The 24,621-nt window shown below is 59.8% G+C and carries 22 protein-coding genes; 5 read left to right on the forward strand and 17 right to left on the reverse strand.

What is annotated here, in order from left to right:
• Positions 1-71: 71 nt before the first annotated feature.
• Positions 72-1,349 carry a lipid IV(A) 3-deoxy-D-manno-octulosonic acid transferase gene (gene waaA / locus AC1MEA_RS05075; protein ID WP_480917005.1) on the reverse strand — a complete coding sequence of 426 codons (1,278 nt, stop codon included), beginning with the start codon at positions 1,347-1,349 and terminating at the stop codon, positions 72-74.
• A gap of 14 nt (positions 1,350-1,363) precedes the next feature.
• On the reverse strand, positions 1,364-2,248 hold the full coding sequence (locus AC1MEA_RS05080; RefSeq protein WP_449634034.1) for a LysR family transcriptional regulator: 885 nt from the start codon (positions 2,246-2,248) through the stop codon (positions 1,364-1,366).
• Positions 2,249-2,341: 93 nt separating this feature from the next.
• Between AC1MEA_RS05080 and AC1MEA_RS05085 the strand changes: the two genes are divergently transcribed.
• The 4 genes from AC1MEA_RS05085 to AC1MEA_RS05100 are packed head-to-tail and all read left to right on the forward strand — an operon-like array spanning position 2,342 to position 5,723.
• A complete protein-coding gene (locus AC1MEA_RS05085; RefSeq protein ID WP_480917006.1) occupies positions 2,342-2,674 on the forward strand; it encodes a DMT family transporter in 333 nt (110 codons plus the stop codon).
• Between the two features lie 50 nt (positions 2,675-2,724).
• Positions 2,725-3,915, forward strand: coding sequence for an NAD(P)/FAD-dependent oxidoreductase (locus tag AC1MEA_RS05090; RefSeq protein ID WP_480917007.1), 1,191 nt, complete (start codon positions 2,725-2,727; stop codon positions 3,913-3,915).
• Positions 3,912-4,721 (forward strand): aldo/keto reductase, encoded by an 810-nt coding sequence (locus AC1MEA_RS05095; protein ID WP_480917008.1) that lies wholly within the window; start codon positions 3,912-3,914, stop codon positions 4,719-4,721. The genes AC1MEA_RS05090 and AC1MEA_RS05095 overlap by 4 nt, the downstream gene beginning before the upstream one ends.
• 39 nt (positions 4,722-4,760) lie before the next feature.
• Positions 4,761-5,723 carry a metal ABC transporter ATPase gene (locus AC1MEA_RS05100; RefSeq protein ID WP_449634038.1) on the forward strand — a complete coding sequence of 321 codons (963 nt, stop codon included), beginning with the start codon at positions 4,761-4,763 and terminating at the stop codon, positions 5,721-5,723.
• 119 nt (positions 5,724-5,842) lie between these two features.
• Here the strand turns inward: AC1MEA_RS05100 and hldE are convergent, their stop codons facing one another.
• Both hldE and msbA read right to left on the reverse strand, forming a co-directional pair.
• Entirely contained in the window at positions 5,843-7,264 is a 1,422-nt protein-coding gene (gene hldE, locus AC1MEA_RS05105) for a bifunctional D-glycero-beta-D-manno-heptose-7-phosphate kinase/D-glycero-beta-D-manno-heptose 1-phosphate adenylyltransferase HldE (RefSeq protein WP_480917009.1), read from the reverse strand.
• Between the two features lie 137 nt (positions 7,265-7,401).
• Positions 7,402-9,204 carry a lipid A export permease/ATP-binding protein MsbA gene (msbA, locus tag AC1MEA_RS05110; protein WP_480917010.1) on the reverse strand — a complete coding sequence of 601 codons (1,803 nt, stop codon included), beginning with the start codon at positions 9,202-9,204 and terminating at the stop codon, positions 7,402-7,404.
• Positions 9,205-9,311: 107 nt separating this feature from the next.
• On the opposite strand from msbA, the gene AC1MEA_RS05115 reads away from it, so the two are divergent.
• Entirely contained in the window at positions 9,312-9,968 is a 657-nt protein-coding gene (locus AC1MEA_RS05115; RefSeq protein ID WP_449634041.1) for a phosphotransferase, read from the forward strand.
• Between the two features lie 9 nt (positions 9,969-9,977).
• On the opposite strand, the gene AC1MEA_RS05120 is transcribed toward AC1MEA_RS05115, so the two are convergent.
• The 13 genes from AC1MEA_RS05120 to waaC form a co-directional block, all read right to left on the reverse strand.
• Positions 9,978-11,192, reverse strand: a complete 1,215-nt coding sequence (locus AC1MEA_RS05120; RefSeq protein ID WP_480917011.1) for an O-antigen ligase family protein — start codon at positions 11,190-11,192, stop codon at positions 9,978-9,980.
• Complete coding sequence (locus AC1MEA_RS05125; protein WP_449634043.1) at positions 11,189-12,073, reverse strand: glycosyltransferase family 2 protein; 885 nt, start codon at positions 12,071-12,073, stop codon at positions 11,189-11,191. Before AC1MEA_RS05125 ends, AC1MEA_RS05120 begins: the two co-directional genes overlap by 4 nt.
• Before the next feature lie 254 nt (positions 12,074-12,327).
• The gene (locus tag AC1MEA_RS05130) at positions 12,328-13,284 is read right to left on the reverse strand and encodes a glycosyltransferase family protein (RefSeq protein ID WP_480917012.1); all 957 of its coding nucleotides are present in this window, start codon (positions 13,282-13,284) and stop codon (positions 12,328-12,330) included.
• Between the two features lie 31 nt (positions 13,285-13,315).
• Positions 13,316-14,737, reverse strand: a complete 1,422-nt coding sequence (locus tag AC1MEA_RS05135) for a PIG-L deacetylase family protein (protein WP_480917013.1) — start codon at positions 14,735-14,737, stop codon at positions 13,316-13,318.
• Positions 14,738-14,745: 8 nt separating this feature from the next.
• Positions 14,746-15,642 (reverse strand): antimicrobial resistance protein Mig-14, encoded by an 897-nt coding sequence (locus AC1MEA_RS05140; protein ID WP_480917014.1) that lies wholly within the window; start codon positions 15,640-15,642, stop codon positions 14,746-14,748.
• Positions 15,642-16,772: a glycosyltransferase gene (locus tag AC1MEA_RS05145; protein ID WP_480917015.1), complete on the reverse strand. Its 1,131-nt coding sequence runs from the start codon at positions 16,770-16,772 to the stop codon at positions 15,642-15,644. The genes AC1MEA_RS05140 and AC1MEA_RS05145 overlap by 1 nt, the downstream gene beginning before the upstream one ends.
• The gene (locus AC1MEA_RS05150) at positions 16,756-18,513 is read right to left on the reverse strand and encodes a carbamoyltransferase family protein (RefSeq protein WP_219062385.1); all 1,758 of its coding nucleotides are present in this window, start codon (positions 18,511-18,513) and stop codon (positions 16,756-16,758) included. The genes AC1MEA_RS05145 and AC1MEA_RS05150 overlap by 17 nt, the downstream gene beginning before the upstream one ends.
• Before the next feature lie 194 nt (positions 18,514-18,707).
• Positions 18,708-20,150, reverse strand: coding sequence for a lipopolysaccharide kinase InaA family protein (locus AC1MEA_RS05155; protein WP_480917016.1), 1,443 nt, complete (start codon positions 20,148-20,150; stop codon positions 18,708-18,710).
• A complete protein-coding gene (locus tag AC1MEA_RS05160; protein WP_480917017.1) occupies positions 20,150-20,902 on the reverse strand; it encodes a lipopolysaccharide kinase InaA family protein in 753 nt (250 codons plus the stop codon). Before AC1MEA_RS05160 ends, AC1MEA_RS05155 begins: the two co-directional genes overlap by 1 nt.
• The gene (locus AC1MEA_RS05165; RefSeq protein ID WP_449634050.1) at positions 20,899-21,633 is read right to left on the reverse strand and encodes a lipopolysaccharide kinase InaA family protein; all 735 of its coding nucleotides are present in this window, start codon (positions 21,631-21,633) and stop codon (positions 20,899-20,901) included. Before AC1MEA_RS05165 ends, AC1MEA_RS05160 begins: the two co-directional genes overlap by 4 nt.
• Positions 21,633-22,439 carry a lipopolysaccharide core heptose(I) kinase RfaP gene (gene rfaP / locus AC1MEA_RS05170; RefSeq protein ID WP_480917018.1) on the reverse strand — a complete coding sequence of 269 codons (807 nt, stop codon included), beginning with the start codon at positions 22,437-22,439 and terminating at the stop codon, positions 21,633-21,635. Before rfaP ends, AC1MEA_RS05165 begins: the two co-directional genes overlap by 1 nt.
• The gene (locus AC1MEA_RS05175) at positions 22,436-23,560 is read right to left on the reverse strand and encodes a glycosyltransferase family 4 protein (protein WP_480917019.1); all 1,125 of its coding nucleotides are present in this window, start codon (positions 23,558-23,560) and stop codon (positions 22,436-22,438) included. The genes rfaP and AC1MEA_RS05175 overlap by 4 nt, the downstream gene beginning before the upstream one ends.
• On the reverse strand, positions 23,560-24,621 hold the full coding sequence (waaC, locus tag AC1MEA_RS05180) for a lipopolysaccharide heptosyltransferase I (RefSeq protein WP_480917020.1): 1,062 nt from the start codon (positions 24,619-24,621) through the stop codon (positions 23,560-23,562). Before waaC ends, AC1MEA_RS05175 begins: the two co-directional genes overlap by 1 nt.

Genomic DNA, 24,621 nt, shown 5'->3' on the forward strand with positions numbered 1-24,621 from the left:
AGTTACGTGTTGTTTGATAAGAGCGAATTCATTCGCGAATGAATTCGCTCCTGCAGAGGCTTGCTACTGTCTTACAACCCCGACACCCGCGCCAGCATCCCCAGCAACCGCTGCAACGCGCCCTGGTTGGCGCGCATCACTGTCAGGCCGGCATCGGCCATGATGCGCGCCAGCTGCGGCTGATCGAACAGGCGCTGCACCGCGACCGCCAGCCCAGCCACATCACTCACTTCCTCCAACGCGCCCGCCTGACGCAGCAGCGCAGCGATTTCCAGAAAGTTGAACAGGTGCGGGCCGCTCAAGACCGGCTTGGCCAACGCCGCAGGCTCCAGCAGGTTATGCCCGCCATTGGGCACCAGGCTGCCACCGACGAACGCGCAATCGGCCAACGCGTACAGAAACAGCAGCTCACCCATGGTGTCACCCAGCAACACCGACGTGGTTGACGTCACCGCTTGCGCCGCCGAGCGACGAACCGTCTCGAAGCCTTGCTGCTGACATAAATCGTGAACGCTGTTGAAGCGCTCCGGGTGACGCGGTACCAGGATCAGCAACGCATCGGGATGGCTGAGGAGCAACTGACGGTGCGCCGCCAACACAACTTCATCTTCGCCGGCGTGGGTACTGGCTGCGATCCATGTCGGACGCTCGCGGGTGTGCCATTGCTCACGCAGCTCAGCGGCGCGCGCCAACAGCTGCGGGTCGATGCTCAGGTCGAACTTGATCGAACCCGTCACTTCAACGCAATCGCGTCGCGCACCCAGATCAAGGAAGCGCTGAGCCTCGGCCTCGGTCTGCACGGCGAATCCGCTCATTTCGGCGAGCATCGGCCGGGTCAACTTGGCGAAACGCCCATAACCGCGTGCCGAGCGCTCTGACAGCCGGCCGTTGGCCAGGACCACCGGGATACCGCGCCTGGCGCATTGGTGAATGAGGTTGGGCCACAGTTCGGTTTCCATGATGACCCCGAGCCGAGGCCCGACATGATCGAGAAAACGCCCGGCGGCCCAAGGCAAATCATAGGGTAGATAACAATGCTGAATGCGCGGCTCGTCAGCGAACAGCGCCTTGATCCGCTCCGAGCCGGTCGGCGTCATGCAGGTCACGGTGATCGGCACCTGTGGATAACGCGTCAGCAAGGCGCGAATCATCGGCGCAGCTGCGATGCTTTCACCCACCGACACCGCATGCACCCAAATGCCGCCGCGCTGCATGAGCGGCAGACCGAACGAAAACCGCTCGCTGACTCGCTGCGCGTACGCCGGGGCCTTGCGCGCCCGCAACCACAGGCGCAGCGCAACAAGAGGCAAACCGAGATGAAACAGCAGGGTATAAAGAGTTCTATTCATGGCGGCGGAGTTTATCAGCCAATCGCCTGCAAATGCCGGGCAAAGCTTTCTGCCAGCGACCGGGCCGCCGGACCGAGTGGTTCGTCACGGCGCCAGACCATCTCCACCACCAGGGCCGGCGGCGTCCAGTCGCTGATCAGCTCGACCATCTGATTCTGGTAAGCCGGGTACTGCACCACATGCCGGGGTAACCAGGCCCAGCCGAGGCCACGCATGAGCAATTCGGCCATCACGTAAAAGCTGTCGGCACGCCAGACCTGTGCACTGATCTGCTCGCCACCGGGATAGCCGCTTTGCTGAGGCGCGATCAATAGCTGCCGATGGCGTCCCAACTGCTGACGACTGACCCGAGACGCGTTGACCAATGGATGCCCCACGGCACAGACCGTGACCATTTCGACGCTGCCCAGCACCCGGCGCTCCAGGGCTTCGGGCATCTGTTCATGGTGAAACAGCAACCCGAGATCGGCGCGACGCTCCACCAGTTTGCGCGCCACATCACCTTGGGCGCCGCTGGCCAGTTGCACTTCCAGGCCAGGAAACTGTTCGGCCAGCGCCTCCAGGCTGTCCAGCACCGGTTGATAAGGCATGGCTTCGTCATGCGCCAGTCGCAAGCGGGCCTCTTCGCCCCGCATCAAGGCCAGTGCCCGACCGTCCAGGCGCTCACATTGGCGCAACAGCTCTCGCGCTTCTTCAAGCAACGCACCACCGGCTTCGGTCAAACGCGGTTGGCGACCACTGCTGCGGTCGAACAGGCTGACCCCCAGATCAGCCTCCAACAGCGCGATACCACTGCTGACCGCCGATTGCGCGCGTTGCAGATCACGCGCCACGGCCGAGAACGAGCGCTGTTCGGCGACGCTGACGAATAAACGGATTTGCTCGAGATTCCATTGCAAGGCACACCAACCTATCTGACAGGAAGATAGGTAATGACTTTACCCCATCTGAGCACGCTCTAGAATGCGCGACTACCGAAGAGGAATCCCATCATGACTGCCTACTACTACCTGGCCATCGCCATCTGCGCAGAAGTTATCGCTACCGTCTCGATGAAAGCGGTCAAAGGCATCAGCACGCCAATCCCATTGCTGCTGGTGATCGTGGGTTACGGCATTGCGTTCTGGATGCTCACGCTGGTGGTGCGCAGCATCCCGGTGGGGGTCGCCTATGCGGTCTGGGCGGGCATGGGCATCGTCATGGTGAGCATCGCCGCGCTGTTCATTTACGGGCAGAAACTCGACGTGCCAGCGATGCTTGGCATGGGCCTGATCGTCCTCGGCGTGGTGGTCATTCAACTGTTCTCGAAAACCGCCGGGCATTGAAAACGCGATCCCCTATAATGGCGACATCCGTTTAGCCACCGAGGTCGCCCATGCCATCTGCGCTCACTCCATCCCGTATGACCACTGACGTCCTGATCGTCGGCGCTGGCGTTGCGGGTCTTTGGCTTAATGCGCGCCTGCGCCGTCAAGGGTTCTCGACCGTTTTGGTGGAAAGCGCCAGCCTCGGTGGCGGGCAAAGCACAAAGTCCCAGGGGATCATCCACGGTGGCGCCAAATACGCGCTGCACGGCGCACTGAGCGGTGCTTCCGAAGCGATTGCCGACATGCCGCGTCGCTGGCGTGATGCCCTCGCGGGCAAAGGTGAGCTGGACCTGTCTGGCGTGCGCTTGCTGTCCGAAGCGCATTACTTATGGTCGCCCGGCACCCTCGCCGGCAACCTCACCAGCTTTTTCGCCAGCAAGGCCGTACGCGGCAGGGTCGATCATGTCACCGGCGATGACCTGCCTCCGGCGCTGCAAAATCCAGGGTTCAAGGGCAAGGTCTATCGACTGGCCGAACTGGTGATCGACGTGCCCAGTCTGGTCGAGCGGCTCGCCGAGCTGTCCGGCGACAGCCTGCTGGCGGGCACCAAAATCGAACCCCTGCTTGAGGGTGAAGACCTGATCGGCCTGCGGGTCGATGGCCGCGAGATCCTCGCCCAGCGCGTGGTTTTGAGCGCGGGCGCGGGTAACGCCGAGTTGCTGAAGTCCATGGGCCTGTCACACCCCCCCATGCAACGCCGCCCCCTGCATATGGTGTTGGTCAAAGGACCGACCTTGAAACCCTTGTATGCCCATTGCCTGGGCGGCGGGCCGAAACCTCGGGTCACCGTCACCACCCACCCGGCGGCCGATGGCCAATGGGTCTGGTACCTGGGAGGGGATCTGGCTGAAGCCGAAGGCGTCGCCCGCGACCCCGAAGCTCAGATCGCTGCGGCCAAAAAAGAACTCGGCAACTTGCTGCCGTGGGTCGACCTGAGCCAAGCCCAGTGGGCCACCCTGCGCATTGATCGGGCAGAACCGGCGCAGTCCGGCCTGGTGCGCCCGGACAACGCCTATCTTTCCGTGCAACAACGCCTGATGGTGGGCTGGCCGACCAAGCTGGCGCTGGCCCCTGACTTTGCTGATCGGGTATTGGCCGCACTGGCCCGCGACGGTGTCCACCCGACACCGCAGTCACCCATTGTCGGCCTGCCGAAACCGCCCATGGCCCAACCGGTTTGGGATCAACTACTGCCATGAAAACCTTGCATGAACTGCACCGCCCGCTCGGCAGTACCGGTCTGAGTGTTTCGCCACTGGGGTTGGGCACCGTCAAGCTCGGCCGTGATCAAGGGGTCAAATACCCTAACGGTTTCACGATCCCCGATGATCGAGAAGCGCAGATGCTGCTCAAGCTGGCCCGCGACCTGGGCATCAACCTGATCGACACGGCCCCCGCCTACGGCACCAGCGAAGAGCGCCTGGGTCCGTTGCTGCGAGGGCAGCGTCACGAATGGGTGATCGTCAGCAAAGTCGGCGAGGAGTTCGAGGGCGGCCAATCGCGTCACGACTTCAGTGCCGAACACACACGGCTGTCGGTGGAGCGCAGCCTCAAGCGCCTGGAGACTGATTTCATCGACCTGGTGCTGGTCCATTCCGACGGCAATGATTTGGCCGTGCTCAACGATTCCGGGGTGTATCAAGCGCTGGCCGAACTCAAGCAGCAGGGGAAGATTCGCGGCTACGGTTTTTCCGGCAAAACTGTCGAAGGCGGCCTGCTGGCGTTGCGCGAAGGCGATTGCGCGATGGTCACCTACAATCTCAACGAACAAAGTGAAAAGCCGGTACTGGACTACGCCGCCCGCCATGGCAAAGCCATCCTGGTGAAGAAGGCGCTGGCCAGCGGTCATGTGTGCCTGAGCCCTGGCGTGGACCCGGTTCAGGCCAGCTTCGAGTTGCTGTTTGCCCATCCGGGTGTCGCCAGTGCTATTGTCGGGACTATTAGTCCGCTGCACCTGGCCCATAACGTGGCGACTGCTGCCGCCGTGATTCGCCGTCAAACCTGATTCAGGCGGCGGCCGACCCCAACGTAAGAAGGAGCCGACATGCCGCGAACGTTGATTCGGAAAAACCCCAGCAACTTTAAAACCCTGCCGCTCGCTGTCGAAGCCACCCCCGAAGGCCTGAATTACCAGAGCATCGGGATGCCGTTGAATTTCGCCCAAACCCTGCAACGTCGACGCAAGATCGAAGTGGCCGATGCCGAACGTTTTTCTGTGGAGCTGGCCAACCTCGGGGTGTCGGTGCGTTTGACCCTGAACTGGCAGAACCGCGATTACTGGGTACTGGTCAGGCAGCGTCGTCGAGACCGTGGCGATGTCGTGCTGAAATTGATTTCCGGCTACGTCCCCGCGCACGAATTGAATCTGCCACTGCACACGGCCATTCAGGAAGTCGCTGAAGAGTGCTTGATCGAAACCCCGCAAGGCTGGCTGAGCGGGCGCTTCAATGACACCTGGCTGCCTGCGCCCTATGCCTCGGCCCTGCATTACCGCGAAGCCCTGCCCTTTCGTCTAAGCCCGCTGTCTGGCGCTGCCAGGCCCGTACGCTGCGGGAGCATGACCCTGATGGAGCGCCCGCGCGCTTACGTGCATCTGCCGACGTCGTCTCTGCAGCTGATTTACGACATGCGTCTGGAAGTGCCCAAAGAAGCGCGACCAATGAGCCTGTTTCACGTTGATGAGTGCCTGGAAAACGATCAGTTGGTGGCACGGCTCAACCGCAGCCGCCCCGACCTGTACCTGATGCCCCTGGAAAATGGCTTGCCCAAGCCCGAGCTGTACACCCTCAAGCGCGACAAGCTGCAACCGGCCAGCACCCGCGGCCTGTACCTGGCCGAAAGTTTTGCACCGCAGGAAGGTTGGGTCGTGCGTGACGAGCGGATTCGCTGGAAAGATTGGCTCAGGCAACAGGGACTGACCCCTGCGCCGAAGAAGACCGGCCTCAAGCGCCTGACGAGCAAAGCCCGGCAATTGATCGACCTGGCCCGAAGCACCCTGAGCAAGTGATCCCACAGATCGGCATGTCACCTGTAGGCGCTGCCGAAGGCTGCGATCGACTGCGGAGCAGTCGGGACGCGCAGTCTTATTCGCGATGAAGGCGTCAGCAAAGCCGACGCCTTACCCCATCACTGCCTGCGGATTTTCTCGACGATAGCGGTGGTCGAACTGTTGGCCACCAGCCCCAGCACTTTGACCTTGCCACCGTAACTTTCAACGATGTCGGCGCCGACCACTTGATCGATGCCGTAATCCCCGCCTTTGACCAGCACGTCAGGCTTGACGTGGGACAGCAGGTTTTCCGGAGTGTCTTCAGGGAAGCTGATCACCCAATCCACAGCGCCCAGCCCGGCCAGCACAGCCATGCGCCGGTCGACACTGTTGATCGGCCGCCCAGGCCCTTTCAGGCGACTGACAGACGAATCATCATTGACCGCAACGATCAGCCGATCACCTTGCGCGCGCGCCTGCTCCAGGTAGGTCACATGCCCGGCATGGAGAATATCGAAACAGCCGTTGGTGAAGACGATCGATTCTTTGTGCGCCCGCGCATCGTCGATTGCCAGGAGCAATTGATCGAGGCTCAACACCCCGCGCTCCGAGCCTTCTTCACGCTGGATCGCACGACGCAATTCCGGCGCGCTGATAGCGGCTGTACCCAGCTTGCCGACCACGATGCCCGCAGCCAGATTGGCCAGCGCAACAGCGTGCGGCAGTTCTTCACCGGCAGCAATCGCCGCCGCCAGGGTAGAAATAACGGTATCGCCAGCACCCGTGACGTCGAACACTTCACGGGCACGCGCCGGCAAATGCAGGGCCGGACAGTCAGGACGCAACAGGGTCATGCCGTGTTCGCCGCGGGTCACCAGCAATGCACCCAGCTCCAGCTCACTCATCAACTTCGCGCCCTTGGCGACCAGTTCAGCCTCATCGGCGCAATGGCCGACAATGACTTCGAATTCACTGAGGTTCGGCGTCAGCACGCTGACGCCGCGATAGATCGCAAAATCCTTACCTTTAGGGTCCGCCAGCACCGGGATACCCCGGGCACGCGCAGCCTGAATCAGCACTTGATGATTCTTCAGCGCGCCTTTGCCGTAATCGGACAGCACCAGCACTTTGATGCCGTCGAGCATGTCTTCGACATCTGCGCTCAGCGCCAAGGCATCGGTGGCAAACGGCTCTTCGAAGTCGATACGCAGCAACTGCTGGTGACGACTCATGACCCGCAGTTTGACGATGGTCGGCTGATGGGCGATGCGCTGAAAGCGCGCCTTCACACCCGCTGCCTTCAGGCTATTGGCCAGACTTTCGGCCGCCTCATCTTCTCCGGTCACACCGACCAGAGAGGCTGGCGCACCCAGAGCGGCAATGTTCAAGGCAACGTTGGCGGCACCGCCCGGACGATCCTCGATCTGCTCGACCTTGACCACCGGCACTGGCGCCTCCGGTGAAATCCGCGAGGTACCGCCATGCCAATAACGGTCGAGCATGACATCGCCGACTACCAAGACTGGTGCTTGATCGAAATGCGGCATGGACAACTTCATCGAACAACCCGTAACTAAGAATGAACAGGGGCCGAATCTTAGCACAGGGTTGGCGTGTCACCATCTGTAGGCGCTGGCTTGCCTGCGATCTAGACGATGCGGCGTATGGATACACCGCATCGCGGGCGAGGCATGCGTCAGGCGATACCGGCAACTACCGGTTCATCCAGGCCTAAGGCATTCAATCGTGCGTAGTAACCATTCTGAGCCAGCAGCTCGGCATGGGTCCCGCGCTCGACGATGCTTCCCTGATCCATGACCAGAATCAGATCGGCTTTCTCGATGGTCGACAGGCGGTGAGCGATCACCAGCGTCGTACGACCTTTCATGACGTGATCCAGCGCAGCCTGGATATGACGCTCGGATTCGGTATCCAGCGCCGAGGTTGCTTCATCGAGAATCAACAACGGTGCATTTTTGAGCAGCGCCCGGGCAATCGCCAGACGCTGGCGCTGACCGCCAGACAACAGCACACCGTTTTCGCCGACCTGAGTGTCGAAACCTTCCGGCAACTGCTCGACGAATTCCTTGGCATAGGCGTCGGCCGCTGCCGCTTCGATATCGGTCCGTGGCGCGTCAGCCAGATCACCGTATGCGATGTTATTGGCAACGCTGTCGTTGAACAGGGTGACGTGCTGAGTGACCTGAGCGATGTGTCGACGCAGATTACGCAGGCGGTAATCTTCGATTTCAACGCCATCGAGCAGAATTTCGCCCTGCTCATGGTGATAGAAACGCGGAATCAGGCTGGCCAGGGTCGACTTGCCACTCCCGGAGCGACCAACCAGTGCAATCATCTGCCCTGGCGCGGCGGTGAAGCTGATGTCGTTCAGCACCTGACGCTCGGTCCCCGGGTAGGTGAAGCTCAGGTTGCGCACTTCCAGGTGACCGGTGACACGGTCGCGCTCAAACGTCCCGGTGTCGATTTCCGGCTCGACGTCCAGTTGTTCGAAAATACTCTCGGCGCCCGCCACACCCTTCTGGATCGTCGAGCTGACTTCCGACAGTTGACGGATCGGCTTGGGCAGCAGACCGGCTGCGGTGATGTACGCCACCAGATCGCCGGCGGTCGCGTCGCCTCGCAGGTACAACACAAGGAACATCAAAACCGCCATGGCGGTGTAGATCACCAATTGCAGCATCGGCGTATACACCGCGCCGGTCTTGGTCATTCTCAGCTGCTTGTCGGTGTTGCCCTGACTGGCGTGGGCGAAGCGCTCCTGCTCGTAACGCTCCCCACCGAAGCTACGCACCACCCGGTAGCCCTGGATAGTTTCCGAGGCCACGTGCGTGACATCGCCCATTGCCACCTGAATTTTCTTGCTCTGCTTGCGGAATTTCTTGCTCGCGCTGCCCACCATAATCGCGATCAGCGGCAGAATCGCCAACATCACCAGGGTCAACTGCCAGTTCATCCACAGCAGATAGATGAACAGGAACACCACGGTCAAGCCTTCACGAATGACCACTTTGATCGCGTCGGTAGCGGCGCCGGTGACCATGGTCACGTTAAACGTGATGCGTGAAATCAGATGACCCGAGTTGTGCGTATCGAAATAACGGTTGGGCAAGACCAACAGTTTGTTGAACAGCTCGACCCGCAAATCATGCACCAGCCCCAGCGAAACCTTCGCCAGAAAGTAGTTACCCAGGTACGAACCCAGGCCTTGCCATGCGGCAATCAACACGATCAACAACGGCACGGCCTGCAGCAACTGCAAATCGCGCAGATACGGTACGGTCGGAAACAGCACGGCTTCAGGGTTACTCAGACCATCGACAAAATACTTGAGGATGCCGGCCAACATCGGCTGGGTCGACGCGAAGATCACAAAGCCGATGATGCTGACGATGAATATGCCCAGATAGGGCCTCACATAGGTCAGCAGTCGGAAATAGATTTTCAGACTGGAGGATTCGCTTTGATCTGGCTTGCTCATAGTCATCGGTACGGAAAAATAGAGCCGGAATACTAGCACAGGCCGGCACCATTAAACCCTAAGGCGCAGGCTGGGGTATGATGACGGCCATTTTCGAAGGAGCCCGCATGCGCGCACTCGCTTACGCTGACTATCAAGCCTTACGCAGAGATGCCGAAGTGATCGAAGCTGACTTCTTCGGGGACAAGGTTCTGCGCCTTGAAGATGGCAACTTCATGAAGTTGTTTCGGCGCAAACGGCTGATTTCGTCGGCAGCGTTCTTTCCTTATGCCAATCGCTTTGCCGATAACGCCCTGAAACTCAAAAAGCGCGGGGTCCCCTGCCCTAATGTGCTGGCCACTTATCGGGTTTCCGGCATCGCGCGCGACGTGGTGCACTATCAGCCATTACCGGGCCAGACCCTTAGGCAACTGATCGCCGACCCGACCCATTTCAACAATCCTGCATTGCTGGAACAGTTCGGCCGCTTTGTTGCACATTTGCATAATCTGGGGGTTTATTTCCGCTCGCTGCACCTGGGCAATGTAGTACTGACGCCAGACAACGAGCTGGGATTGATCGACATCGCAGACATGCGCTCCCTGCGAAGCCCTCTGCGTAAAAACATGTGCCTGCGTAACTTCCAGCACATGCGTCGCTACCAGAATGACCATGAATGGTTATTCCAGGAGCACGGCACGATCTTCTTTAACAGTTACAACCAACACAGCGTTCATGACTGGGACCGCGACATGCTCGTGGACAAGTTGGCGCTCGCCGACTGAGCAGATCAATCAGCGGACAAGGTCTTCTTTCCGGACTTTGCCCAGACACAAGCAGAGCACGAAAGGCATCCACACGACCATCCACATGGCCCGCGCACGGCCAAACAGCGTAAACACATCAAACTGCTGCGCCACCGTGGCAAACACCCAGACCATCAGAATGGCCATGCCCAAGGTCTGACTGCGATACCGCCATGCCCGCACGCCCACCCAGCCCCAAACAACCAGCCAGAGCGCCGTGAAAATCACGCCGTATTGCACAGCAGTGTCCAATATAAAGTTGTGGCAGTGATCGAACACGACACCACCCGCATTGATAGCATAGCTGCTGCCCAGACCAATACCCAGCCACGGATGCTGTTGAACAAGCGCCAAGGCCCCGCGAATCAGCGTCAAGCGCTCGGAATCACCTCGCTCCAGCAACGACGGCTCAAAGACCATCAGTAACGCGGCCGCCACCATCATGATCAGCGCCAGCACCCGGTATAACCGACCACCCCCCATCAAGATGACAAAACCCGCCACCGCCATCAATGACAGCAACGAACCACGGCTACCGGTCATGACCACGAATGCAATCGAACAGGCCTGGAGCAACGCCCAAACGACCCGTGCGCCAGTGCGCTGTGGCCACCACGTGCAACTGAGCACGACCAGAAAAGCGATTGTATAACCTGCCGGATTGGGGTTATCCATGAACCCCCCGAACCCGTATAGCCTGTCCAGGCCACGCATGGGGTAAGCAATCAACGCTACCAGCGAATAAATACCAGCCATGCCACCCCAGAGAATGAACATACCCTGCAGCTGGCGGTTGAACATCCGACCCCAGACGATCCAGCCCAGCAACAGGGACAGAAAAAACAGGTGGCGCTTGATAAGCGTCAGGTATTGTTCCGCCCCCAGGCTCCAGATCAAAGAAACCATCGACCAGACGAATACCAGCAAGAACAGCCACAGCTCGCGCCGACTCAGTAGCGTCTCGCGAAAATCACCAAACCGTTTGAACAGCAGGTAGATACACGGCAGATAAACGAAGGCTGTCAGCAGCCAGCTATAGAATTTCATCGTAGGTGTCAGCAACACACCGGCGACACTCCAGAACAGACCGAACCCCAGTAGCAAACCCGCGATGCCACATTGATTGATCGTTGCACGCAGCTGCATCTGGATATCAGCGAAGCCTTCCATCAATCCGCTGCGCTGTTGAAGATTCTGACTCACCTAACACCTTTATTCTTGCTGGACTTGAAAATGAAGTGCCTGAATCTTTTCCACGTTAACTTGTTCCAGCGATAGACCGGTACGCTGGCAAATAAACCACGGGCAAATGCCTTGTCGAAAACCACCGATTCTTTCAGCGCTTTGTTAATCACCGCCAACCTTCCCGACGCATAGGCCGGGTTGTCTTTATAAGCGTCGATGACCTGCAGGTCATAGACCAGCTGACTCTTGTACTCGACCTTGGAAATGTTCGTATCGTGCCGACGGTACAAGGTGACGAAGTCGGGCAGGATATCAATGCGGTAATTGAGGTAGGCAATTTTCAGGGTCATCTGAAAATCCTGAACCTTGATCGAGGGATCGTAACCGCCGACCTTATCAATCGCCTCACGCCGGTACATGGCGACAGGCGCACCCACTGCGTGGGCTTTGGCCAGCAATTGCTCGAATGTCCAGGTTTGCACGGAGGTATTGCGCGACTCACTGTTTTTGAGTGGCGTGCCGTTAGCGTCGATATAGATCGCCCTGGCACCGAGCAAGCCCACTTCCGGGTGCTCCTGCAGGTAGGCGACCTGCTTGCACAGACGGCCCGCCAACATCACATCATCGGAGTCATGAGTAATCACAAACTCACCAGAGGCATGGCTCAGGGCAGTGTTCACTGCAGCGCTCACGCCTTGGTTGTCCTGCTGGTAGAACTGGAATCCGTAAATCTGGCGCAGCGCTTCTATTTTTTCTGCACTGGCGTCAGTCGATCCATCATTGACGACAATCAATTCGAAATTGTCATAGTCCTGCTTGAGGATGCTCAGCAGGCATTCCTCGATGTAGCGCTCATGGTTGAAGCAAGGCACCAGAATCGAGACCAGAGGCCATTTCATGTTCGCACTCAATCCTTCGATTCCCACCGCTGCGTCCGCCGCGGTATTTGTTCGCCACGGCTCGGCATCTGCAAAATAGCAACCTGCTGTAAAAAAAACAGGGCTGCATCCTCACGCAATCCAAGTCTCATTGCCATCTCTATTTGCTGCCTGTTTTTTTCCAAAATGTTAAAACCTTTTTAACACCGCACCCACCAACGCACAGCGCTGATACGTTGAAGTCATTCTTACCCATCGCAACATGCCTAAAAACCTCAAATCCCCAACGTGTTACGCAGACGCTCCAGCCAGCTCAGCGGCGCTCGCTCACGCAGTGCCGGCTCAAGCTCCTGGACAATCCGCTGACCAATCGCCGCGAAACTAAACTGTGAAACCGCCAGTTGCCGGCCGTTGACGGCGATACGGGCCGCCAGCTCTGGATCGCCCCGCAATACCGCGAGCTTTTCCTGCAGCTGAGGAATGCTGCTGTAGAACACCACGTTGTGCATATCCACCAGACCCAGCGCACGATTTTCGGCGTCACCCTGGTCGAACGCCAACAGCACACAGCCACAGGCCATGGCTTCAAAATTCTTGATCATGAATTCGCCCATGCCGACATCGGCACTGACGAAAAAGCGAATCCGGTTGAGGGTGGCGCAATACTCTTCGCCCGACTTGGTGCGGGTCACGAGCAGTGTTTCTACCCGGCCCAACTCGTCGAGCAACGCCTTGCGTCCGCTGTAGGCAACACTGTTGGTGCTGCCGACGAATGCCAGCTCGATGTCCCGCTCGCGGCCCTGATCCTGCAACAAGCTTTGATCATAGCCCTTGGGCACGAACACTGCATCGAAGCCTTCTTCGCGCAGCCGTTCGCTGACCATGAAGCCCGAACTGATCACCCGCGCCCAAGGCAGTTTGCGGTAGTGCGCGCTGAACTTGCCGGTGTACTTGCAGGGGATGTAATTCTGGTAGGCGTCATGCTCCAGGATCACCAGATTGGGCACTGTGCGGATGAAAGCAACCTGACGAATTTCCTGCTTGAACCGTAGGAAAAAGACGATTCGGTCGTAGCGCGTTACATCGACTTCGCGTCGAAAGTAGCTGCGCAGGTTTCGCTGCTCAGCCGACGTCAGCCAGCGCAGATCGCACTCGCAATGAGCCGCGACACCTTCGTACAAACGATCCAGAATGGCCCGTTGTTCTTTTTGGACCAGAAACAGAACTTTCATCATTTTCCTTGCAGCACGGGTGCCTGCTGAATCAAATATCCCTGCGCCAGAACAGCTCGTGACGGCGGACAGCTTTTCTGAAAAATTCGTTTTCACCTTCCGCCGGCCAGCGTCGGCCAGCCAACAGGTGCTGCAAGAAGCGCCGCAGACGTCGCTTGAACGGCATCGGCGGTTGCAAGTCGTGCATCATCCCGAGCGCCATCGCCTTGTCACGCTGCAACAGCACCGACAGCTCCAGGCTGTAGGGGATCAACTCTGGCACAGGATCGGCGCCTTCAGCAAAACAGGGTGGCAGACTCACGCCCGTATAGGCGTCACCCATTGGCCAGCGATCATTGTCGTGCAGGTGGTTGGCGTAACCGAGAATAGTCTCCGGTTGCCATTCCAGCCCCTGCAACGCTTCAAGCACGGCAGCCTGAGCGCAGATGTGGTCCGGGTGCGGATCGATCGAAGGGTGCGGCATCACCAGCACTTGCGGGCGGGCCTGCAACAGCAAGGCACGCAAATCAGCCAGCAGGTTATTCCAGGTCGGCGCACCGTCCGCATCACCCGGCAATGGCATCGGATTGAACTGGCGGAACAGCCGGGTATCGCTCAGCTCAGCTTCACGCGATGCGACAGGCTGATCCGGCGCGGCTTGCATCGCAGGGAGTTGCAGGCAGAAATAGCCGAGTTGCACACAGTGCGCCTCGGGCACACCACCCCATCGCGGCACCGCGATGCTGTCCCAGGCGCGCAGGCGGCCTTTGATGCGTGCGGCATCCGCGCGATCCATGCCCATCTGCTGGTAATGCTCGGCTTCGATCTCGCCTGCGGTCAGGGTTACGATCCAGGCTTCATCGGCCTGACTGTAAAGACCGAACGCCGCCAGTTCGGCATCGTCAGCGTGGGGCGCAATCACCATCACCCGTTGACGACGCGCATCGGGGTGACGAAACAGCCACAGCCTGGGCGAACCCTGCAAACGACAAAAGCGCCCGCGCAGGCGCAAGGTGCCCCCCGTCAAAGACTGTCCCAGGCCAGTCAGATTCAGATAACGCAAGCCATCAACGCCGCGCTCAAACGCCTGTCGGTCATGAACGTTGTCACCGAGCAGATCGATGACCGGGTCAAGAAAGCGGCCAAGCCATGCGCTTTTGACCTGTATCGCTAGCACGAGCGTTTCGTCGCCAGTCAGCGTCAGTGCTTCACCGAGGCGCAGAAACTCGCCGTCCAGGCGCACATTCAGCTGTTCGCTGTCGGCCGGGAAGCGGTAGTGATAATCGTCTTTTGGTGAGTAGAACAGGTGGTCGGCAAACCAAGCCTCATGCGCGACCCACGCCACAATGGCCAGCGGCAGGGGCAGCCACCACGCCACGAGAACGCCCAGCACGATCAGCAACAACAAGCCGATCAGCAACGCCACGCGCTTGGTGCGACGGTGGCGCTTGAGCAGCTGCTGTTTTCGGCTCACACCCTGAGTCATACCTGGAATACTGGCACAGGGTTGCACCAACGGTCCTTGTATTCGCGGTCGGCACGCCCGAAGGAGAAACGCAGCGGTTTATCGAGAGCGCGCGCGTGTTCCCAGGCGCTCTGGGTATTGAGGAAACTAAGGACGCTGCCGGGGCTGAAGTCGCGGGTTTCCGGATCGACCCCGCCGTTGATGTATTCGACGCTGATCCACTGCGGCGCTTCAACCCGATACACCAACTGAATAGCGATGGGGGCGTCGTTGAGGAACACCACCGAACCGATCAACAGCTCACGCAGCAATTCGATCACATCAGCCATGCGCTCGGCGCCTGTCGCGGGGAATCCCCAGCGGCGCTGGAACAAATCGCAATACATGCGCGCCAGTTCGACGTTGGTGAAGTCGGTCACTGGCCGTACCACGCCACCCGCCTCTTCCAGCAAGCGCAGCTCGCGGCGCTGGTTATAGCGAAATTTCTTCGACAGCTCTTCCGGGGTGCGGGCCATGGCCAGCGATTCAGCCTGGGGCTTGAGGGTACTGACTTGGCCTTCATGCAGCGCCGACAAATAACGGGCCCGATGGCGCAAGGGAATCTGCGCGCCGGCCGCTATCGGCAGAATCAGTTCGGCATTACCCAAGTCGAACAGGCCTTTCTTGCCCTGACTTTTCAGCACGTCCTTGGACAGCGCCAATGAGCGACCCCAGGTCGGGATCGCCGCTTGCAACTCGCCGTCCTGCTCCCAGCCCAGATAACGCACAGGGATATCCGCCAGACCGGCCAGCCGCTCGACCACCAAAGGATGGGTCGCCACGCTGCCGCCAAACCGCTGCCAGGCCTGCGCGTAGGCAGGGGCATCGATCAGGGTCCAGCCACGTTCACGCCAGCCTTGAAATCGGTTAAGCATTACGACTCCGCGATCAGGCTGGTGACTTGCGGCAGGCGCCAGAACACATCGCGCACGGCGTGATCGGAAAAGCGCTCGCGAAGGCGTTGCAGCATCAGTTCCGCACACGCAGCGCGCTGCTCGTCATTCAGCGTGGCCAGATAACCAAGGCCCTGAGCCAAATGCTGATCATCGCCCAGAGGAAACAGGACACCCACGCCTTCGACCACTTCCTTGGCGCCGCCGCCCGAGGTTGCCAACAGCGGAACCCCGGCAACCATCGCTTCGAGCAGGACCATGCCGAACGGCTCGTTATCCGAACTCAGGGCGAACACATCGAACGCCTTGTAATAGCGCCGCGCGTCAGCCACCTGACCGAGGAACAGCACCTGCGAGCCGATATCGAGCTCACGCGCCAGCTCTTTAAGGTCCTGCTCCAGACGGCCCTTGCCCATAATCACCAGCTGACTGTTTTCCGGCAACGAGGGCCGCGCAAGGGCGAACCCACGCAGCAGCGTCGCCTGGTCTTTGTCCGGATGCAGACGACCGACGTTGCCGACGATAAAGGCAGAAGACGACAGTCCCAGGGCCTCACGCGCCTCGGCAGCGGGCAGTTGAGTCGCCTGCAACTGCTCGATGTCGATTCGGTTGTAGAGGGTTTGAATGCGCCCGGTCGGCCACTTGGGCAGACTTGCACGCATGTCATCGCGCACCGCATCAGACACGCCCAGCAGGCTCAGACGCCAGCGGAAAATATGGGCGAACAGTTTGCGCGTACGGCGATGGTAATCACCAAAGGCGTGATGTACGCCAATCACTGGCAAACGGGTCGCCAGCAGGGCGATGTACACCGGTTTGAAACGATGAGCGATGCAGAAACTGAAGGAACGCGTGGCGGCGATCTTGCGCAGATCGCGGATCGCCCCGAGCTTCAGGCCGCGGACGTCCCTGGAGCTGTATTCAAGAAACAGCACTTCGTCCGAGGCGCAACCGGCGGCGACCTCGGCATCGACCGCGCCGGTCAGGAATACCGTGGTAACCCGGTATCCCTTGCCTGCGAACAGGCTGGCGTACTGCCGGGCGCAGTCGAGGAACGGCCCGTCATAGCCGTGACAAAACTGCAGCACATGGCGTTCAGCCGAACGTGTCATAAGCATCCACGCCGTCTTTGAGCACCAGGATGTCTTCCATAATCAGGTATTCCAGGTCTGAACCAAAGAACATGTTCAGCGCATCGGTCGGCGAGCAAATCATCGGTTCGCCACGACGGTTGAGCGAGGTGTTCAAGGACACGCCGTTGCCGGTCAGTTCTTCCAGCGCCTTCATCATGTCGTAGTAGCGCGGGTTGTATTTGCGCTCCAGCACTTGGGCACGGGAGGTTCCATCTTCATGGACCACTTCCGGCACGCGGCTTTTCCACTCGTCAGACACTTCAAAGGTGAAGGTCATGAAGGGCGCAGGGTGATCGACCTTGATCATCTGCGGGCCGACGGTGTCGAGCATCGACGGGCAGAAAGGCCTCCAGCGCTCACGAAACTTGATCTGTTCGTTGATGCGATTGGCTACGCCGGCAATGCTCGGGCACCCGATGATCGAACGACCGCCCAAGGCGCGCGGGCCAAACTCCATACGCCCCTGGAACCAGGCGACCGGGTTGCCCTCGACCATGATTTTGGCGATGCGCTGCGGAGTATTGTCGATCTGGCGCCAGACCGGCTTGCTCGGGTGGCGGGCGCAGGCAGCGATCACGTCTTCGTTGCTGTACGACGGGCCGAGATAGACGTGTTCCATCTTCTCCACGGGCACGCCGCGCGCGTGGGACACATAAGCCGCAGCACCTACAGCGGTCCCGGCATCACCGGAGGCCGGTTGCACGAACAGCTCTTTGACTTCCGGACGCGCAATGATCTTCTGGTTCAGTTTGACGTTCAGCGCGCAACCGCCCGCGAACGCCAGCTTGCCGGTCTCCTTGAGGATATCGCCCAGGTAGAAGTCCATCATTTGCAGCGACAGCTTCTCGAACAGCGCTTGCATGCTTGCCGCGTAGTGGATGTAGGGCTCGTCGGCGATGTCGCCTTCGCGCTTGGGACCCAGCCACTCGATGAGCTTCGGCGAGAAGTAGAAGCCTTTGCCCTTCTCTTTATAGCGACGCAGGCCGATCACGTTGGCGTAGTCGGTGTTGATGACCAACTCGCCATTTTCGAATGTCGCCAGACGCGAGAAATCGTATTTGCTGGCATCGCCATACGGCGCCATGCCCATGACCTTGAATTCGCCGTCGAGCATTTCGAAGCCGAGGAATTCGGTGATCGCGCCGTACAGGCCGCCGAGGGAGTCCGGGTCGAAGAACTCTTTGATTTTGTGGATCTTGCCGTTTTCGCCGTAGCCGAAGAACGTGGTGGCGTACTCACCCTTGCCATCGATGCCCATGATCGCGGTTTTCTCTTGGAAACCGGAGCAGTGGTAAGCGCTGGAGGCGTGGGCCAGATGGTGCTCGACGGGCTCGATCTTGATTTTTTTCGGATCGAAGCCCAACTGCTCCAGGCAGAAGACGATTTTGTTGCGATAGCGTTTGTAGCGGCGGTTGCCCATCAGCAGCGCATCAAGGGCGCGATCCGGGGCGTACCAGTAGCGCTTGGCATAGTGCCAGCGCGCCTTGCCGAACAAGCTGATCGGGGCGAAGGGAATCGCCACCACGTCAACGTCCGAAGGCTTGATACCCGCTTGCTCCAGGCAGAACTTCGCCGACTCGTAGGGCATGCGGTTCTTTGCGTGCTTATCGCGAACGAAGCGCTCTTCTTCAGCGGCCGCAATCAGCTTGCCGTCGATATACAGGGCTGCGGAAGGATCATGGCTAAGGGCGCCGGACAGGCCAAGAATCGTCAATGCCACAGGGGTCTAGCCTCTTTAGTCTGCATGCAGGCGGCAGGCGCCTGAGAAAAATGTGCTCTCGCAAAAGGCGCGAGGAACAGCTAAAGGGCGGGATTATAGCGTAATGATGCGGGGTGTGGTCGGGTGGGTCGCCCTGTCTAGTCCTGAAACGGGTGTAAACCTATTTCAGGACCGGACGCGGCGAGGGCTTGAACTCATCCAGCCGTTTTAGGCAGGCGCTGCTCCAGCACCTGGTGCAGCGCGCTGTCGACCGGCCAGTTACGCATGAAGCGCGCGCGATCACGGGTAAACGCCGTCGCAAAGGATGAAGCCGAGGCGTGCTGGCACATCGCATCAAGGTCGATCAGCGCCCATCGATCCTGGTGCCAGAACACGTTATGCCCTTTCAGATCGCCATGGCTGATGCGTTCGCGCAGCAACTGGCCGAACAACTGATCCAGCGCCTGCAACTCAACGTCCGGCGCATTGCCTGTCGCTACATAAGGTGCGAATCGCTCGATGATGTCCGGTCCCGGCAAGAACTCGGTCACCAGGTAAGCCTTGCGCCGCAGCCAGAAGAATCGCTGCTCCAGCAACGCCAGTGGCTTGGGCGTCGCGATACCGAGGAACGCCAGCCGATTGCCTTCACGCCACGAATGCCAGGCGCGGCTCGGGCGCCAGAAACGCTTGAGCCAATGGGCGAAGTTCTTGATGTTGTAACGCTTGATGACCAAGGGTCGACCGGCCACGTCCACACGCCCGACACTGGCCGCGCCACCGGTTTTGTACAGATGACCGTGATCAAGCAGCTGATCAGCCTGGGCCAGTACCGGCGTCATCGCGGCCTCTTCTTCGCGCCGAATCGCGCGCAAGCCAAAAGCGCTGTCCTTGACGCTGAACAGACTGCAATCGCGGCCGACCTTGCCGAGGAAGTCCTTCAGGCGCCAAACGCGAACCTTATCGATCTGCTTTTGCAGCGCTTCCATTGGCAAACCATGTTCGCCGTTGCTCAACAGGTAATGCACCAACAATTCTTCAGTGAACGGCTCGAGGGTCTTGGGCAACTGAGCGAAAAACACCCCGAGATTTTCCAGCACGCGGGCTCGCGACAGCGGTTTGCCGGCCTGCTCGGTGCGAATCCCCGCGCCGTCGATCAAATACAAGCGGCCGTTGTGACGCAGCAGGTTATCCAGGTGCAAGTCTTCCTGCCACAGCCCTTTGCTGTGCAGTTGTGCGATGGCTGAAAGCGCGTCGCCCAATACGGCTTGCTGCTCAGGCGCCAAGACAGGCAAGTGTTCTACGTCAGACCAGGCTTTGCCGAGGCTCTGCGCGTGCTCCAGAAACTCGAACAACAACCAGCCACCCTCGCCATCTTGCAGGCCATCGGCCAACAACAAGGGCGTGGTCATGCCTTGCTCGGCGAGCAAACGCACGCCAGCCAGCTCGCGCTGAAAATGCCGCGCCGCTTTGGAGCCGACCAACAGTTTTGCCAACACAGGACGTCCGCGCCAGATACCGGCGCCGACATAACGCTGTCCCGGCAACACCCGCAGCAAGGTCAACAGTTGCAGCTCGGCAGGGCCAGCGGCATCAGCCAGCGCCAGGTTCATCGGCAGCGCAGGCGTGCGTCCGGCAGCGTTGAGTTCAGACAATCGCATCAGCGGGCCTCTTTATGGCTGCGGCGCTCGGACAATCGTTGCCACCACGTATCGACCACCGCGCTGGTGGTAGGCGCTTGCAGATACGTCGCCAACAGGTCACGCACCTCGGTTTCAGTCCATATCGGCGCACGGCGCAGCAATGGCTCAAGGTCTTTGATCCGGTCACGCCAACCGAACAGCACCGGCCGGGTTTTTTCCAGATCGATCAACTGCGCCTGATACGCACCCGAGCGCGAGCGCAGGAAAATATGCTTGGGATAAAAACAGCCATGAACCTGTCCAGCGGAATGCAGCGTACGCGCCAGTTGCCCACAGGCCTGGAGGATCGCCAGGTGCTGGTGAGCGGTCAGCGTCAGCCACTTTTCCAGCAAAGTATCCAGGTCATTCCAGCTGTCCAGCGCCCGCGTCATCAGGATCGCCCGACGCTCGCCTTCCACCTTGCGCTCGCCGAAGAAGACGGCCTGCAGCGCGGGAATGCCCAACGCCTGGTAGCGGCTGATATTGCGAAATTCGCGAGAAAACGAAGGCTCGCCAAATGGGCTATGCAGGGTTCGGGTCAGGTAGTTGCTCTGGCGCTTGAGGTAAAAGCCGGAGCCTTCCAGCTCAAGACGAAACACGCTGCTCCAGCCGCCGCGCCCGGTATTGGGCTCGTCGACGGCGTCCAGTTGAACGTCCCACAATGCGTCGAAACTCGCCAGACCATGGCGTTCAAGCAACCCACGATCCGTTGCGGCGATGAAGTCACTCATTCGCGGCCCTCAAAAAAACTGACAATGTGCCGAATGCGTTTTTTGTCCGAACTGCTCAAGCGCGGCCGCTGACAGTACTGTAAATAGAACCGCAGTCGCTGGGTCGCCGACAGGTGATATTTCGCGACTTTGTCCAGGCAGGCCAGGTCTTTGATGATCCGGTAGCGCAACAAGAAGCCCCACCAGAACGCACCATTGGGGCAGTCGATCAAAAACAGCGTGGACTGATCATCGACCAGTAAGTTGCGCCATTTCAAATCATTATGGGTGAAGCGCCGGTCATGCATAGCGCGCGTATAGCGGGCCAATTGCCGGCTGATGCCATCGACCCAGTCCGGGCTCGACAGCAGCGGGTCACGCCGACCCGCCAGCACGGACAAATCTTCAGTGCGCGGCAATTCGCGGGTGATCAATGCACCGCGATCATAAGCAGTGCCTCGACGCTCAAGCCCCCAGGCAATCACTTCCGCCGTCGGGATGCCCCACTTGGCGAAGCGCTTGAGGTTCTGCCACTCGGACTTGACCCGTGGCCGACCCATGTAGCGACGCAAACCTTTGCCGGCACCGACGTAACGTTTGACGTAGTAATTCACGCCATCTCGTTCGACGCGGATCACCTCGGACAACGGATCAAGCGTCAGCCGTTCGCCCTGCAAGGCAAAGACCGCATCCAGACTGCCAAAGTCATCGGCGAGCGCACCGTATGCCGGTTCCAGGTTCCAGCCAGGCATCAGAGCGCATCCCCGTAGCGTACTTTGCGTGCGTACAGCTTGTTGGCCTTGCTTTCCAGCCAACTGAGCAACGCCGCTTCCTGTGCCAGGATCTGCCTCAAAGGCTGCTGGAAGTAGCCGCGCAGGAAGCGCAATTTGTCACGTTGGGTCAGACCGATGTCCAGCGCCGAGAAATACAACGCGGCCAGGTCCTTGTTACGCCAGCGCATGCTGATCGTCTTGCGTGTCTGAGCGCGGTGCAGGTCGATCAAAGACAGCTTGAAATCGTCAGCCGTCACCGGTTTGTCGGTGTGCAGCAGGAAGTGACAGATGTAGCAGTCACGATGATTGACCCCAGCGCGGTGCATCATGCCGGTCATGCGCGCGACCTCGGCGATCAGTGCGCGCTTGAGCCTTGGCTGCGGCGGTTGCTGACGCCAATGGATGCTGAAATCTTCCAGGCTGACGGTCGGCGCCAATTCTTCGGTGACGATGAATGAGTGCTGCGCGGCCGGATTGCTGCCGCGCTCGCCATAGGCAACGGCGGTCATGGTGGGTACGCCGATTTCGTGCAGGCGATTGATCGCCTTCCACTCCTGACCGGCGCCCAGCACGGGCAATTTGGCGGTCATCAGATTTTTGGCCACTTCACCCCAGCCGATACCCCGGTGAATCTTGACGAAATAGCCGCGACCCTCGACTTCGGTACGCAGCGTGCGCCGACCTTCGAGCTCGCGATAAACCTGACCGTCCAAACGCTCGACTTCGGCGAACGCGTCGCGCCCATTCCAGAGGCTTTTGAACGGCTCAGCAAGGATCAATTTCATCCGTGGTGCTCCGCCAGAATCACATCGGCCGCATGCTGCGGCATGCTATAGAGGTCCGCCGTATCGGCGAAGGCCAGGCCATGAAGGCTCCAGGCCCTGCGTGCAGCCTCATCCTTGAGCATGGTTGCCAGGTACTGATTGAGTTGCGCCTGCTCGAAAGGCTCGTCCAGCACCCGGCCGCAATCGGCTTCGGCGATGTAATGCGCATAACCGCACACTGCACTGACCAGCACCGGTAAGCCAGCCACCAGCGCTTCAAGCAGAACCGTGCCCGTGTTTTCGTTGTAGGCCGGGTGAATCAACAGGTCGGCACCCAGCAGGAAACGCGGAATGTCACTGCGCCCCTTGAGGAACTGCACATGCTCGCCCAGCCCCAGCGTGGCGCTTTGCAGCTGGAACACCTTAGGGTCGTCCTGGCCAATCACAAACAAGCGGGTGCGCTTTTTCAGCTCCGCAGGCAAGGCGGCCAGCGCTTTCAGGCTGCGATCAACGCCCTTGGTCTTGAACCCGGAGCCAATCTGCACCACCAGCAAGTCGTCGTCCGCGAGGCCAAACTCGCGCCGGAACTCGGCGCGAATCTGCGGCGCATCGGCCGGCGCGCGGCGATCCAGGGCGATGCCCGGCGGCAGCAGGTGGAAGCGTTCCAGTGGCGTGTCGTAGTGCTTGATGAACAACGGCTGCTGCACTTCGGAAATCATCAACACGTCGGTTTTCGCGTCTTTGGCGAACACCGCCCGCTCATACTCGGCGAAGTGACGATAGCGTCCCCAGCGACGGTATAACGCGTTACGCAGGTTTTGCGCTTTGTCTTCAAAGCAGCCATCGGCGGCGTAGTACACGTCCAGACCCGGCATTTTATTGAAGCCGATCAGACGGTCCACCGGACGCTTGGCCAGGTCCGCTTTCATCCACGCGCTGAGCTTTTCGTTTCGGCGATGGTTGAACATTGCCTTGACCGGCGCCACCAACACTTCGAAGCCGGGCGGCACGTCGCCTTCCCAGATCAAGGTGTAGACGCGGATTTGATGCCCGCGCTGCTGGCATTCCAGGGCAATACGCATGAAGTCGCGTTGCAGGCCGCCGAACGGGAAGTATTTATAAAGCACAAAAGCCAGTTGCATCAGCTTGGTTCCTTTGCCAGCAACAGCGCGCCCAATTGGCTCGCTACTCGCTCGGGATTCAAGCGAGTGAAGCACAATGGCCACTCGCGTTTTAGATCGAACCGGCGCTGATCTTCAGCGGTCGGGCGATAGGTGCATTTCTTTTGCAGGCACGGGGCACATGGAAAGTCGCTGGCAATGTGCACTTGCGACTTGCCATATGCACCGGTCAGGCCAGGGTTGGTCGGGCCGAACAGCGACAGGGTGGGCACGTCCAGCGCGGCAGCCAAATGACCAAGACCGGTGTCCACCGCGACACACGCTTGAGCGCCCGCCAAGACCTTGGCAACGCCCGCCAGATTCAGCTTGGGCAGTACCACCGCGTTATCCAGGCCGTCGGCAATGCGCTCGGCACGCGCCAGCTCGGCCGGATTGCCCCATGGCAGGCGCACCTGAAGACCGCGCGCGCCCATCAGCTCAGCCAACTGCCGCCAATAGAGCTCTGGCCAGTGTTTGGTCGTCCACGTGGTGCCGTGCAGAAACAGGACGAACGGCTCACCGTCAGGTGCGTCCAGCAGCCGTGCGCGATCCAGGCCGTAATCGCCCAGACCGTCAGGCACTTGATAGCCCAGCGCTTGAGCGAACAACTGGCGTAAACGCTCTACCGCATGCTGCCCGCGCGCCACTGGATACGGTCGGTCATAAAAGCGACTGGCCAACGGCTCGCGCGCCGATTGCCGATCAAGGCCCACCACCGGCGCGTTGACGTAACGCGTCAGCAACGCACTTTTCAGCAGCCCTTGAGCGTCAATGACCAGGTCGTAGTCGGTCTCGCTCAAACGCTGTTTGAAGCGCCGCCACTCGCCATTCTTGAGGGTTTGCCAGAGGTTCTTGCGCCAGCGCCGGATGGCCACCGGGATCACCTCGGCCACCGCCGGATGCCAGGTCGGGATCTCGGCGAAGCTTTCTTCGACCACCCAGTCGAATTGAATACCGGGCAACGCCCGCGCAGCGTCGGTCAACGCTGGCAGCGTGTGAATCACATCCCCCAGCGAAGAGGTTTTGATCAACAGTACCCGCAA

The organism is Pseudomonas sp. ASL8 (assembly GCF_056680355.1).

What these genes read in the sequence shown, in the direction of transcription:
- AC1MEA_RS05165 (WP_449634050.1), bottom strand. Translation starts at nt 21,633, where the DNA reads ATGCCTGGCTGGAACCTGGAACCGGCATACGGTGCGCTCGCCGATGAC.
- AC1MEA_RS05100 (WP_449634038.1), top strand. Translation starts at nt 4,761, where the DNA reads ATGCCGCGAACGTTGATTCGGAAAAACCCCAGCAACTTTAAAACCCTG.
- AC1MEA_RS05130 (WP_480917012.1), bottom strand. Translation starts at nt 13,284, where the DNA reads ATGAAAGTTCTGTTTCTGGTCCAAAAAGAACAACGGGCCATTCTGGAT.
- AC1MEA_RS05160 (WP_480917017.1), bottom strand. Translation starts at nt 20,902, where the DNA reads ATGAGTGACTTCATCGCCGCAACGGATCGTGGGTTGCTTGAACGCCAT.
- waaA (WP_480917005.1), bottom strand. Translation starts at nt 1,349, where the DNA reads ATGAATAGAACTCTTTATACCCTGCTGTTTCATCTCGGTTTGCCTCTT.
- AC1MEA_RS05090 (WP_480917007.1), top strand. Translation starts at nt 2,725, where the DNA reads ATGCCATCTGCGCTCACTCCATCCCGTATGACCACTGACGTCCTGATC.
- AC1MEA_RS05145 (WP_480917015.1), bottom strand. Translation starts at nt 16,772, where the DNA reads ATGACACGTTCGGCTGAACGCCATGTGCTGCAGTTTTGTCACGGCTAT.
- AC1MEA_RS05115 (WP_449634041.1), top strand. Translation starts at nt 9,312, where the DNA reads ATGCGCGCACTCGCTTACGCTGACTATCAAGCCTTACGCAGAGATGCC.
- AC1MEA_RS05125 (WP_449634043.1), bottom strand. Translation starts at nt 12,073, where the DNA reads ATGAAATGGCCTCTGGTCTCGATTCTGGTGCCTTGCTTCAACCATGAG.
- rfaP (WP_480917018.1), bottom strand. Translation starts at nt 22,439, where the DNA reads ATGAAATTGATCCTTGCTGAGCCGTTCAAAAGCCTCTGGAATGGGCGC.
- AC1MEA_RS05095 (WP_480917008.1), top strand. Translation starts at nt 3,912, where the DNA reads ATGAAAACCTTGCATGAACTGCACCGCCCGCTCGGCAGTACCGGTCTG.
- AC1MEA_RS05085 (WP_480917006.1), top strand. Translation starts at nt 2,342, where the DNA reads ATGACTGCCTACTACTACCTGGCCATCGCCATCTGCGCAGAAGTTATC.
- msbA (WP_480917010.1), bottom strand. Translation starts at nt 9,204, where the DNA reads ATGAGCAAGCCAGATCAAAGCGAATCCTCCAGTCTGAAAATCTATTTC.
- AC1MEA_RS05175 (WP_480917019.1), bottom strand. Translation starts at nt 23,560, where the DNA reads ATGCAACTGGCTTTTGTGCTTTATAAATACTTCCCGTTCGGCGGCCTG.
- hldE (WP_480917009.1), bottom strand. Translation starts at nt 7,264, where the DNA reads ATGAAGTTGTCCATGCCGCATTTCGATCAAGCACCAGTCTTGGTAGTC.
- AC1MEA_RS05140 (WP_480917014.1), bottom strand. Translation starts at nt 15,642, where the DNA reads ATGCTTAACCGATTTCAAGGCTGGCGTGAACGTGGCTGGACCCTGATC.
- AC1MEA_RS05155 (WP_480917016.1), bottom strand. Translation starts at nt 20,150, where the DNA reads ATGCGATTGTCTGAACTCAACGCTGCCGGACGCACGCCTGCGCTGCCG.